The organism is Campylobacter sp. IFREMER_LSEM_CL2151 (genome assembly GCF_025771725.1).
GTDB classification, from domain to species: domain Bacteria; phylum Campylobacterota; class Campylobacteria; order Campylobacterales; family Campylobacteraceae; genus Campylobacter_D; species Campylobacter_D lari_C.
In genome coordinates, this window is sequence record NZ_JAKMQT010000002.1 from 119882 (window position 1) to 132721 (window position 12840).

A 12840-nucleotide genomic window follows, 5' to 3' on the forward strand; every position below is an offset into this window, starting at 1 on the left:
AACAAATGAAAAAATATACCCTTTATGGTATTTTAGGCTTTTTAAGCCTAGCTTTGATTGTTGCTTTTGTTTTTATGGTGAGATATGTAAATGTTGGAAATTTACCTATCTCACAAAATGTTAAATATTCTTTTGATGAGATAAAAAAAGAATTGCCACAAACTTGGCAAGATAAGCTTTCAAATCTTAAAATTAATGATTTTTCTCCAGCAGCGAATGAATTTTATATGAGTTTTAATATGGATGATTCTGTAGTAAAACCAAAACAAAAATTTTATATGCTCGATGTAAATAAAAACGATGTTTATTCTATGTTTTGTTTAAAGCAAACTTTGCATTCTTTTTTTATCAAATACACTTTAACACAAAGCAAAGATGAAGTGGCAATTTATTTAGATACAAATAATGAAAAAGTTTTAAACGCACTGATCGACAAATTAAAAATTTACAACATAAATGCAAAATTAAAGGAGGTTTGGTTATGAAAAAAATTATTGTATGTGATGCAATATTAGACAAAGGTGTGGAGCTTTTAAGAAAAGCTGATGATGTAGAACTTATTGAAGCAGCGCATTTACCTAAAGATGAGCTTTTAACAAAATTAAGTGATGTAGATGTGGCTATTACTAGAAGTTCAACAGATGTGGATTTGAAATTTATCAATGCATGTTCTAATTTAAAAGCTTTAGTTAGAGCAGGTGTTGGGGTTGATAATGTTGATATAGATGAATGCTCTAAAAAAGGCATTATAGTTATGAATGTACCAACGGCTAATACTATAGCAGCAGTCGAACTTACTATGAATCATCTATTATGCTCTGCAAGATCTTTTGTAAATGCTCATAATTTTTTAAAAATACAAAGAAGATGGGAAAGAGAAAAGTGGTATGGTGTTGAACTTATGAACAAAACTTTAGGGGTTATAGGTTTTGGCAATATAGGTTCAAGAGTAGCTGTACGCGCAAAAGCTTTTGGTATGAAAGTTATAGCTTATGATCCTTATGTGGTAGCTTCTAAAATGACTGATTTGGGTATTGAGTGCGTGAATTCTTTAGATACAATTTTAACTCAAAGTGATTTTATTACCATACATACACCAAAAACAAAAGAAACAACAGATATGATTTCTTTTGAAGAAATTTCTAAAATGAAAGATGGCGTAAGATTGATAAATTGTGCCAGAGGTGGTCTTTATAATGAAGATGCATTGTGCGAGGGGTTAAAAAGTGGTAAAATAGCTTGGCTTGGTATCGATGTGTTTAATAAAGAACCTGCAACTAATCATCCATTCTTAGACTTTGAAAATGTTTCTGTTACTTCTCATCTTGGTGCAAATACCTTAGAAAGTCAAGAAAATATAGCTATCCAAGCATGCGAGCAAGCTTTAAATGCCGCAAGAGGAATTTCTTATCCTAATGCTTTAAATTTACCAATTAAAACTGAAGATTTGCCAAGTTTTGTAGCACCTTATATTGAGCTTATTTCAAAAATGGGCTTTTTGGCTGCTCAGCTTGATAAAACTCCTATTAAGGCTATTAAGCTTGAAAGTGAAGGACAAATTAGCGAGTATAATGAGTCTTTGCTAACTTTTGCAACAGTGAGTGTTTTAAGAGGAATTTTAGGTGAGAATATTAATTATATTAACGCACATTTTGTAGCTAAAGATAAAGGCGTAGAACTTTCTTCTTGTATTTTACCAAGTAGTGGTTATAGTAATAAAATCACCATAAAGGTAATCACAGATAATTCTAACCTTTCTATTTCAGGAACTATTTTTGGTGAAAATGAACAAAGGATAGTAGAGTTAAATGGTTTTGATGTAGACTTTAAACCAAAAGGGAAAATGATAATTTTAAATAACAATGACATACCAGGAGTTATTGCTAATGTTAGCGGAATTTTAGCTAAAAATAATGTCAATATAGCTGATTTTAGACTTGGTAGAAATGGCTTTGGAAAAGCTTTAGCTGTGATTTTGCTTGATGCAAAAATTTCAAAAGCTTTGCTTGAAGAATTAAGAGCAGTTGATGCTTGTATTTTTGCAGAATATGCAGAAATTTAAGGCTTTTTATAAGCCTTAATTGTTACAATTATTTTTTAATTTTAAAATTAAGGAAAATATATGGCTTCTTATGGAATGGGAGATTTAAAAAAAGGTTTGAAAATAGAAATTGATGGTATTCCTTTTAAAATCGTAGAATATCAACATGTAAAACCAGGAAAAGGTCCTGCTTTTGTACGTATTAAAATTAAATCTTTTATCGATGGTAAGGTTTTAGAAAAAACTTTCCATGCAGGAGATAAATGTGAATCTCCAAATTTAGAAGAAAAACAAATGCAATATCTATACGATGATGGTGAAAATTGTCAATTTATGGATACTCAAACTTATGAGCAAGTTGCAATTAGTGATGAAGATGTGGGTGAAGCTAAAAAATGGATGCTTGATGGAACCATGGTGGATGTTTTATTCCACAATGGAAAAGCAATTGGTGTGGAAGTGCCTCAAGTAATGGAGCTTAAAATTATCGAAACAGCACCAAATTTCAAAGGTGATACTCAAGGTTCAAACAAAAAACCAGCTACTTTAGAAACAGGTGCAGTGGTGCAAATTCCTTTCCATGTGCTAGAAGGAGAAGTAATCCGTGTTGATACTGTGCGTGGAGAGTATATAGAAAGAGCAAATAAATAATCCCTTGTTTTAAGGGATTATAAAGTTCTTAATTTATTAATCTCATCTCTAAGCATTGCCGCTTTTTCAAATTCAAGATTTTTAGCAGCTTCTAACATTTGTTTTCTTAATTCTTTTACTATTTTGGCGCGTTCTTTTGCAGGCATTTTTTCAAGTTCTTTGCCTTTACGATAAATTTCTCCTTGCTCAAGTTCATGTTTTAAACTTTCTTCTATATTTCTTTTTACTGAGGTTGGTGTGATGTTGTGCTTTTTATTATAAGCTTCTTGTAAAGCCCTTCTTTCATTAGTAGTATCGATAGCTTCTTGCATAGATTTTGTGATTTTTTTGGCAAAAAGTAAAACTTTTCCATTGACATTTCTAGCAGCACGCCCCATCGTTTGAATGAGTGCAGTGGTACTTCTTAAAAAGCCTTCTTTATCTGCATCCATAATCGCTATAAGAGAAACTTCAGGCAAATCAAGTCCTTCTCTTAAAAGATTAATCCCGATTAAAATATCAAAAGCACCACTTCTTAAACCACGGATGATTTCATTACGCTCTATTGCGTCAATTTCTGAATGCATGTATTTTACTTTTAAGCCAAGTTCTAAGTAGTATTTACTAAGCTCTTCGGCCATTTTTTTAGTTAAAACAGTTATTAAAACTCTTTCATTACGCTCTATAACTTTTTTAGCTTCATCGTATAAAATTTCTACTTGATTTTCACTATCTTTGATTTCTATTTTAGGATCTAAAAGCCCTGTTGGACGCATGATTTGATAAAAAATATTTTCTTTGCTTAATTCTAACTCTAAAGGTGCAGGTGTGGCTGAAACAAATAAAAATTTACAATTTTTATTAATAAATTCATCAAACATCAAAGGTCTATTATCTAAGGCGCTTGGCAAGCGAAAACCATAATCAACCAAAGTTTGCTTTCTACTTCTATCCCCTGCAAACATCCCACGAAATTGTGGTAAAGATACATGAGATTCATCTACAATGACTAAAAAGTCTTGGTTTTTAATAGCAAAATAATCAAAAAGCGTATAAGGTGTATCACCGCTTTTAAGCCCTGTTAAATGCAAAGCATAATTTTCAACTCCTTTGCACATTCCAGTGCTTTGAAGCATTTCAAGGTCAAATTCTACTCTTTGTTTTAACCTTTGTGCTTCTACGAGTTTATTTTCATTTTCAAAATAAGCAAGGCGTTCATTTAATTCAGCTTTTATACCTTTTATAGCCTCTTTAAGCCTAACTTCACCTACGCTAAATTGACTAGTTGGGTAAAGTATGAATTTTTTTAAATCTTTACCTTTTTTATTTTCTAAGACATTATAATGATACATCGCCTCAAGCTCATCGCCAAAAAACTCAAGTCTAATAGCTTCATCTTCATAATAAGCTGGATATATATCTACTATATCTCCATTAACTCTAAAATCAGCCCTATCAAAGAAATTATCATTGCGTTTATAGCCCATATCTACAAGTTTTTTTAAAAGTTCTTTTTGTGAAATTTGCATATTTAGTTCTAAAATTAAAACCATACCTACATACTCACTTGGATTTCCCAAACCATAATTTGCCGAAACACTAGCTATACAAATAACATCATCATAACTTAAAAGCGAAGCACTTGCGCTTAGTCTTAATCTTTCTAAGTCTTCATTAGTGGAACTATCTTTTTCTATAAAAACATCTGTTCTTGGTATATAAGCTTCTGGCTGATAATAATCATAATAGCTTATAAAATACTCCACATGATTATTTGCAAAAAAGCCTTTAAATTCACTATAAAGTTGCGCGCATAAACTTTTATTGTGACTCATGATAAGAGTAGGCATGTTTAAGTTTTTAATGATATTTGCCATAGTGAAAGTTTTTCCACTACCTGTAACACCTAGTAAGGTTTGGTATTTATTACCCGCTTTAATGCTTTTTACTATACCATCAATGGCTTGTTTTTGATCAGGACTTGGCTTAAAATCACTAGTAAGTTCAAACATAAATTTTCCTAACTTGTATTTTTGCTAATTTTACACAAAATTTTTTGTAAAAATTTAAATTTTAAAACAAAAAGCTATGCAAAATTAAATTTTTTTTTGTTACAATTATGTGTTTAAAATACTCTAAATATAAAATCAATAAAGGCAAGAAAATATGTATGATGAAAGAATAATCAACACAATGACAGATAAAGTAAATGAGCTTTTGGCTAAATATAATGAAGTATGTGAAATAAATGAAAATTTAAGAAATGAATTAGTAAGTGTAAAAGCACAAAATGAAGCTAAAAATAATCAAATCGCGCGTTTAGAAGAAGAGCTTAAAAATAAAAATATTGAAAGTGAAGATGTGATCAAAAAAATAGAGGCAGTTCTTGGCAAACAATAACCAAAGAAAAGTTACAATTAATGTCTATGCAAAAGACTTTGTTGTAACATGCAGCAATGAATTTGCAAATCATCTTGAAGATGAAATTGCTTTAATTTCTGGAGGTACAGGCAAGATAGAGCTTGCAAATTTCATTAATGCTTTTGTAAAACTTAGCTACGAAAACTATATCTTAAAAAAAGAACTCAATAAACTTATCAATACTATCGATGAAGAAATAAAATAAATGCAAATAAAAAAAGCTTTTACTTTGATAGAGCTTGTTTTTTGTATGATGATTATTGCTATTCTTAGTGTAATTGCTTATCCGTATTTTTCTTTTGGAAAAAACGATGCTAAACTCATTCAAGTAAAAAGTGAGGTAGAGCTTATCAATGCTTCTTTGTCTTTACTTAGAAATCAGTTTTTATTTAAAGAAAGTAAGTATTTTCCAGCAATTTTAGATGAAGCTTTGATAAATAGTGAAAATCAAAAATTATTTATATGTTCTCATTCTCAAAATCATAAAAATACAAAACAATGCACTTACAGCGTTTTAGAAAAACCAATCATTTCATCTAAAAAATCGTGGATGAAAACAGCAAATACTCAATATAGATTTTTCATCAATACTAAAAGTTACATAGATTTTTCTTATAATAGCGAAAAGGTTTTTTTAGAATGTGTAAGTTTAAACTGCAAGGATTATGGGTTTTGAATTTTTATCAACTTGCTATTAAAGGATATTATTTAGATACCTTAACTTATGAAAGTGAGGAAGAATTTGAAATTTTAGATGAAGTGGTAGTTGATCTTGCAAGGAAAAAAAATCTCAAAGCTATAATTTTACAAAAATGTTCAAAGCCTGATTTTAAAACCCAAGCTATAAAAGAAAAAACAGGTTTTAAACTAACGCAATACCAATACGAACTTGCTCAGTTTATTGCTTATTATTATGCTAGTAAAATAGCTTTTGTTTTAGGTATGTTTGAAAGCATTGAAGAGTATAAAAATGAAAAAATTCATATAGAAAAAGTACCTAGTTTAAGTAAAAACCAACAAGAGGCTTTGGAATTTATAAAAACCAAACAAACTAGTTTGCTATTTGGTGATACAGGAAGTGGTAAAACTGAAATTTATATTAGCTTGATAAAAGAATATTTAGAGCAAGGAAAGCAGGTTTTGCTTTTAATGCCAGAAATCGCTCTAACTCCACAAATGCAAAAAAGATTAAAAGTGTATTTTGGCGAGCATTTTTTCTTGTGGCATTCTAAAATTACTAAGAAAAAAAAGCAAGAATGTTTGCAAGATTTGGCAAATTCAAAAGCTCTTTTAGTGGTGGGAGCTAGGTCGGCTTTGTTTTTGCCTTTTGAGAATTTAGGTTTGATTATTATTGATGAGGAGCATGATAATTCTTATAAAGCTTCTAATAATCCAAAAATCAATGCAAGAGATTTGGCTTTATTTATAGCAAAAAAAATGCATATAAAAGTTCTTTTAGGTTCTGCTACTCCAAGTGTTGTAAGTTTTTATAAACATCCTTGTTTTAGACTTAAAGGAACTTTCTTTGAAAGTAAAAAGCAGTTTTTATACGATGAGAGTGAGCTTAGTGTTTCATCAAAATTGCTTTTAGAATTAAAAATTAGCTTAAGAAATAAAAAGCAAGCCGTGGTATTTTTACCTACAAGGGCAAATTTTAGACAAATTTTATGCAAAGAATGTGCTAATACTATTAAATGCCCTTTTTGTTCTATTGCTTTGAGTTTGCATAAAAATAAAAATGCATTAAAATGCCATTATTGTAATTTCACTAAAGAAATCGATCAAACCTGCCCAACTTGCAATGGAGTTATGCTTGAAGCTAAAAAAATGGGTACAGCAGAGCTTTGTGAGCTTTTAGAAAAAGAATTAGCTGAGTTTAATCCTATCATAAAAAGATTTGATAGTGATGAGATTAGCAGTGTAAAAAAGCTTGATATGATTTTAAAAGATTTTAACCAAGAAAAAATTGATATTTTAGTAGGCACTTCCATGCTTGCTAAAGGACATGATTATCACAACGTGGATTTAAGTGTGATTTTGGGGCTTGATGAGTACTTATTTAGACCTAATTTTAAAGCTTTGGAAGAGACTTTGGCTCTTGCTATGCAAGTAGCAGGTCGTGCAGGTCGAAAGGGTGAGGGTAGGGTGCTTTTACAAACTAAAAATAGATCTTTTTTTGAAAAATATATACAAGATTATGATAGTTTTTTAAAAGATGAATTAAATGCTAGGAGCGGGCTTTATCCTCCATTTAAAAGACTTTTAAGGCTAATTATTGAAGATGAGGATAAAAACAAAGCTTTAAATTTGTGTGAATTTATAGCTAATAAAGTTCAAGAATTAAAACAAGTGCAATTAGTAGGACATGGTGCTTGTGGCATTGAAATGCTAAATAAGAAATGGCGTTTTTATGTATTGTTGCGTGCTAATACTCATCAAGAATTTGTAAAATTTGAGCATTTTGCTTTAAATTTTAAAAATATTACTTGTGATATAGATCCGGTTGATTTTTCTTAAAAAATATATTTATTTATAAATAATTATTATTTTATAATAAAAACAATATTTTATTTTTAATTTTAAATTTATTTTGATAAGAATATACTTTTTTAATTTCTTAAATTTAAAGGAGAGAAAATGAAAAAGTTTAGTTTTCTTACAAGTTGTGTACTTTTTGGAGCTTTGCTTAATAATGCTTTGGCTTGCACTACTATTTTAGTGCCAAATGAAGCAAGTAAAGATGGCTCTATGCTAGTTGCAAGAAGTGCTGATAGTAAAGCAGATAAAGCACAGGTTTTTCTAATCCATCCAAGAGTTGAAAATCAAAAAGGTATTTATAGCACTAAAGCACATCAAGGAATGAATAATTTTACCTACCCTTTGCCTGCTAAATCTTTTCAATATAGCACTATAGCTAATTGGCAAAGTAAATTACATGGTGCCACTGGTTTTAATGAAAAGGGTGTTGGGATAAGTGCTACTGAATCAATTTATGCAAAAGATGAACTTTTAAAATTTGATCCTTATAATGAGAAAAATGGTATTAGTGAAGATGATATTTTAGATGTTTTGCTTCCAAGAATTAAAAGCGCAAAAGAAGGTGTTTTATTATTGGGTGATATTATAGAAAAGCAAGGAGCTGCTGAGGGCTTTGGAGTAGCTTTTGTGGATTCTAAAGAAATTTGGTATTTAGAAAGTGCTACAGCACATCAGTGGATGGCTGTAAAAATTCCTAATAATTCGTATTTTGTTAGCGCAAACCAGGGTAGGTTGAAGCAATTAAAATTTAACGATGAAAATACCTTGCATTCTAAAAATTTAATAAATTTTGCCGTCGTTCATAAAGCGTATAATCCTAAAGTAGATAAGGATTTTGATTTTTTTAAAGTTTATACAAGAAATGATGATAGAGATTTAACTTATAATTATCCTAGAGTTTGGTGGATACAAAAAATGTTTAATCCATCTTTAAATCAAGATGTAAAAAATGGTGCTAATTTTAATGTGTTTTTACAACCTGAGCAAAAACTTAGCGTGGATGATTTAAAAAAAGCTTTAAGATCGCACTATGATGGAACAAAATATGATCCATATACAAATTTCAATGAAAATGAAAACATTTACCGTGTTGTGAGTGTGTTTAGAACTTATGAATCTCACATTATGCAAGTTAGGCCGTGGCTTCCTAAAGAAATAGGCAGGTTAAATTATGTCGCAATAGGAATGGCTGATTTGAGTGTGTATTTGCCTTATTATTTTGGTAATGATGAGTTTATTGCAGGATATCAACAGGGAACAAATGAAGCTGATGATGAATCAATTTATTGGATTTATCGAAAGTTGCAAACTCTTGTAATGAGTGATTATAATAAGTATGCTCCTATTGTAAAAAATGCTTATGCTAAATTTGAAAAAGATACATCTTTAAAACAAGAAGCTATGGAAAAAGAATATTTAAGTCTTTATAAAAAAGACAAGAATAAAGCAAAGCAAATTTTAGTTGATTTTTCATTACAAAATCAAAAGGAAGCTAAAAAACTTACTCAAGATTTAACAAATCAAATTTTTACTCTTTTAACAAGAGATACAGATATAAAATACAAATCTCTTAATAAAAATAAAAAAGATTAATGATATAGCCCATTTTTGGGCTATAATACTCTAAAATAATTTTAGAGTGATTTTAATGACAAGATATAAAACAAGACAAATAAAAGTAGGTGATGTTTTAATAGGTGGTGATGCTCCTATTTCAGTGCAATCTATGCTTTTTACTAAAACAAGAGATATTGAAGGTTGTTTAGAGCAACTTAACAGACTTTATTTTGCTGGCGCGAATATAGTGCGTTTAGCCTGTTTGGATATGGCAGATGCAAGAGCTTTAAAAGAAATTAAAGCAAAAAGCCCCTTGCCTTTAATAGTGGATGTACATTTTAATCACAAGCTAGCAGTCTTTTGCGCTGAATTTATCGATGGGGTGAGAATTAATCCAGGAAATATAGGCTCAAAAGAAAATATCAAAGAAGTGGTGCAAGCTTGTAAGCAAAGAAAAATTCCTATTAGAATAGGGGTAAATCATGGTTCTATAGAAAAACAATTTAGCGATAAATATGGTTATAATATAGAAGCTATGCTCGAGAGTGCTTTGTATAATATAAAATTACTAGAAGATTTAGACTTTTTTGATATTAAAATTTCTATGAAAACTTCAGATGTGCAAAATACCATAAAAGCTTATGAAGCTCTAAGACCACTTTGTGATTATCCGTTTCATTTAGGAGTTACTGAAGCAGGAACTAAATTTCATAGTACGGTTAAAAGCTCGATTGCCTTAGGAAATTTGCTTTTAAAAGGTATAGGCGATACAATGAGAGTTTCTATGACAGGGGAACTTGAAGAAGAGATCAAAGTAGCAAGAGCGATTTTGCAAGATAGTGGAGTGCAAAAGAGTGGAGTAAATATCATCTCATGCCCAACTTGTGGAAGAATTCAAAGTGATTTGATTAAAGCGATTAAAATAGTAGAAGAAAAAACTAAACATATAAAAGAACCATTAAATATAAGTGTTATGGGTTGTGTTGTAAATGCCTTGGGTGAGGCTAAGGGTGCTGATGTGGCTATTGCTTTTGGAAAAAATCAAGGCTTAGTTATAAGACATGGTGAAGTGGTGGCAAAATTAAAAGAAGATGAGCTTGTGGATAGATTTTTACTTGAAGTAGAAGATGAGGTAAAACTTAGAGAAAAAGATTAATTTTTTTCTAAGTAAGTTTTTTGCATATTTTGTAATTTTTTAGAAATTTTTACTTTATAAATACTTGGATTTTGAAGTTTTTTTAGTTTAAAATCCAAACCATCAACACTTTTTTTATGGTACTCTTGAATATTTTTTAAGTTAGGAAGCTCATAGATTAATTTTCCATCTTTAAAAATAAGCTCATGTAAATTTTTATATGTATAACCTTGATAATTTTTGATACTCTCATCATGTGTATATAAAATATCAAATTTTGCTTTATTGTTTTTATAATACCTTATAAGTTTTTTAAAATGTGGCAAGGTTGTTTTGCTTGAGCTTGCACTGATTTTTATTTTAGGGATGATTTGATTGTTTTTTTCTAATGCAACAAGCTTATAAACAGCTCCAAAAATAGGCGAACTTGCCGAAGTAATAAGTTTTTCACCGATGCCAAAAGCATCGATTGGAGCTTTGTTTTTTAGCAATTTTTCTATGGTAAACTCATCTAAGGCATTACTAGCTATGATTTTGCATTTTGTTAAGCTAGCAAGATCTAATTTTTTTCTAATGTATTTAGAGATTTTAAGCAAATTTCCTGAGTCAATACGGATAGAATAATTTTGCATAGAATTTTGCGCATTTAACTCATTAAAAATTAAAATAGCATTTTCAATACCTTTTTTATAATCATAAGTGTCAATCAAAAGACTTATATTATCTTTATAAATTTGACAATATGCTCTAAAAGCGCTTAGCTCATCATCAAACATTTGCACCCAAGCATGAGACATGGTTCCGCTAATAGGAATGTTAAATTTTTTCCCAGCTAAAGTACAAGCACTTGCATGAAAACCACCTATAAAAGCAGCTCTAGCTCCATTTAAAGCCGCACTTTCTCCATGGGCTCTGCGAGAGCCAAATTCTAAAAGCAATTTTTCCTTTGCAATTTGAGCAATTCTGCTAGCTTTAGTGGCAATTAGACATTGATGATTTAGGGTTAAAAGTATGAAAGTTTCTAATAATAAAGCCTCTATTATAGGCGCTTTGATGATCATTAAAGGTGTATTAGCAAAAACACATTCACCTTCTTTAACACTTAGTATATCCCCGCTAAAATTTAAGGTTAAAAGATAGTTTAAAAAATCATCATCAAATTTGTGAGTATTTTTTAAAAATTCTATATCGCTTTGAGAGAAAGAAAAATGATTAATATGATTTATGATTTGTTCTAATCCGCAAAAAACGGCATAAGAAGCACTATCAGGAGCTTTTCTAAAAAAAACTTCAAAATAAACAATCTGCTTATGCATATTTTGTTTAAAATAAGCATAAGCCATACTTAGTTCGTAAAAATCACATAATAATGAAGAATTCATATAAGGATTTTTACTAAAAAATTAATCCATTTGGCGACGCAAGAAAGCAGGAACGTCAAGTTGAGAAATTACTTCTTCATCAAATCCACCGCTAGCTTTGCGCAAATTCATATAGCTATTTTTTTTACTTTCTTCTTGTTCTTTAGCACTTTCTATTTCAGCTTTATCTTCAAAACCTGTAGCAATGATAGTTACTTCAACACGATCACCCATACTCTCATCAGTAGTTGCACCAAAGATTACTTTTGCATTTTCATCTGCTATATCGCTAATGCTTTGAGTAGCTTGTGAAATTTCTATCAATGAGCATTCAGGACCAATTTTATAATGGATAATTACACCTTTAACGCCTTTCATAGTCATACCATCTAATAATGGAGATTCTATAGCACTTGATAATGCGTCCATGATAGCATTTTCACCTTCTCCATGACCCACGCCCATTAGTGCTAAACCTCTGTGGCTCATAACAGTTCTAACATCAGCAAAGTCAACATTAATATCGCCATCTTCTAAAAGGATAGACACCATACCCCTAACAGCTCTAGCTAAAATATCATCAACTAGTTTAAATGCTTCTTTTATACCTGCTTTTTTTGGGAGTATGCTAAGAAGTTTTTCATTTTGGATTACAATGATAGAATCACTTTCTTTTTTTAATTCAGCTAAACCAGCTTCTGCTAATTTTTTTCTTTGTTTTCCTTCAAATGCAAAAGGCATAGTTACAACTGAAACGGTTAATGCACCTACTTCTTTAGCAGCTTGTGCTACAACAGGAGCTGCGCCTGTACCAGTTCCACCACCAAGTCCTGCTGAAATAAACACTATATCGCTTTGACTTAAAGCAGCTTTTACTTCTTCGAAACTTTCTCTTGCGCTTTCTGCTCCAATTTCTGGTTGCATTCCAGCACCTAAACCTTTAGTTTTTTTCTCGCCTAGTTGAATTCTAGTTTTTGCTAAAGATTTAGCTATGGCTTGTGCATCAGTATTGGCTGAAATAAGATCAAGATCATGCAAGCCCATATTTACCATATGATCTATCATATTACCGCCACCGCCACCGCAGCCTATGACTTTTATTTTTGCACCTTTTGCGTGTTGCATTTCTTCTACTAGATATTCGCTCATTGTATCTC

12 protein-coding genes are annotated in these 12840 nt (G+C 30.5%); 9 read left to right on the plus strand and 3 right to left on the minus strand.

The features are described from left to right. Nucleotides 1-5: 5 nt before the first annotated feature. The 3 genes from L8V82_RS02450 to efp are packed head-to-tail and all read left to right on the plus strand — an operon-like array spanning nt 6 to nt 2692. On the plus strand, nt 6-485 hold the full coding sequence (locus tag L8V82_RS02450) for a hypothetical protein (RefSeq protein ID WP_263675239.1): 480 nt from the start codon (nt 6-8) through the stop codon (nt 483-485). After that, the gene (locus L8V82_RS02455) at nt 482-2062 is read left to right on the plus strand and encodes an alpha-ketoglutarate reductase / D-3-phosphoglycerate dehydrogenase (protein ID WP_039618935.1); all 1581 of its coding nucleotides are present in this window, start codon (nt 482-484) and stop codon (nt 2060-2062) included. The genes L8V82_RS02450 and L8V82_RS02455 overlap by 4 nt, the downstream gene beginning before the upstream one ends. 60 nt (nt 2063-2122) lie before the next feature. Next, nucleotides 2123-2692 carry an elongation factor P gene (efp, locus tag L8V82_RS02460; protein ID WP_039618934.1) on the plus strand — a complete coding sequence of 190 codons (570 nt, stop codon included), beginning with the start codon at nt 2123-2125 and terminating at the stop codon, nt 2690-2692. A 17-nt stretch (nt 2693-2709) separates the two neighbouring features. Here the strand turns inward: efp and uvrB are convergent, their stop codons facing one another. Next, complete coding sequence (uvrB, locus tag L8V82_RS02465; RefSeq protein WP_263723884.1) at nt 2710-4683, minus strand: excinuclease ABC subunit UvrB; 1974 nt, start codon at nt 4681-4683, stop codon at nt 2710-2712. A gap of 154 nt (nt 4684-4837) precedes the next feature. Here uvrB and L8V82_RS02470 point away from each other — a divergent pair, with 154 nt between their 5' ends. The 6 genes from L8V82_RS02470 (at nt 4838) to ispG (ending at nt 10343) form a co-directional block, all read left to right on the plus strand. Beyond that, complete coding sequence (locus L8V82_RS02470) at nt 4838-5071, plus strand: hypothetical protein (protein ID WP_012661890.1); 234 nt, start codon at nt 4838-4840, stop codon at nt 5069-5071. Further along, nucleotides 5058-5297 carry a hypothetical protein gene (locus tag L8V82_RS02475; RefSeq protein WP_012661889.1) on the plus strand — a complete coding sequence of 80 codons (240 nt, stop codon included), beginning with the start codon at nt 5058-5060 and terminating at the stop codon, nt 5295-5297. Before L8V82_RS02470 ends, L8V82_RS02475 begins: the two co-directional genes overlap by 14 nt. Beyond that, entirely contained in the window at nt 5298-5768 is a 471-nt protein-coding gene (locus tag L8V82_RS02480; protein ID WP_263723885.1) for a type II secretion system protein, read from the plus strand. Beyond that, nucleotides 5765-7609: a primosomal protein N' gene (locus L8V82_RS02485; protein ID WP_263723886.1), complete on the plus strand. Its 1845-nt coding sequence runs from the start codon at nt 5765-5767 to the stop codon at nt 7607-7609. Before L8V82_RS02480 ends, L8V82_RS02485 begins: the two co-directional genes overlap by 4 nt. A 120-nt stretch (nt 7610-7729) precedes the next feature. After that, a complete protein-coding gene (locus tag L8V82_RS02490) occupies nt 7730-9223 on the plus strand; it encodes a C69 family dipeptidase (protein WP_263723887.1) in 1494 nt (497 codons plus the stop codon). A gap of 55 nt (nt 9224-9278) precedes the next feature. Continuing rightward, nucleotides 9279-10343, plus strand: coding sequence for a flavodoxin-dependent (E)-4-hydroxy-3-methylbut-2-enyl-diphosphate synthase (gene ispG / locus L8V82_RS02495; protein WP_412175307.1), 1065 nt, complete (start codon nt 9279-9281; stop codon nt 10341-10343). Here ispG and L8V82_RS02500 read toward each other — a convergent pair. Both L8V82_RS02500 and ftsZ read right to left on the minus strand, forming a co-directional pair. Continuing rightward, nucleotides 10340-11704: a nicotinate phosphoribosyltransferase gene (locus L8V82_RS02500; RefSeq protein ID WP_263723888.1), complete on the minus strand. Its 1365-nt coding sequence runs from the start codon at nt 11702-11704 to the stop codon at nt 10340-10342. The two genes, ispG and L8V82_RS02500, sit on opposite strands and share 4 nt — an antisense overlap. Before the next feature lie 21 nt (nt 11705-11725). Next, nucleotides 11726-12832 (minus strand): cell division protein FtsZ, encoded by a 1107-nt coding sequence (gene ftsZ, locus L8V82_RS02505; protein ID WP_039626779.1) that lies wholly within the window; start codon nt 12830-12832, stop codon nt 11726-11728. Between the last annotated feature and the right edge of the window lie 8 nt (nt 12833-12840).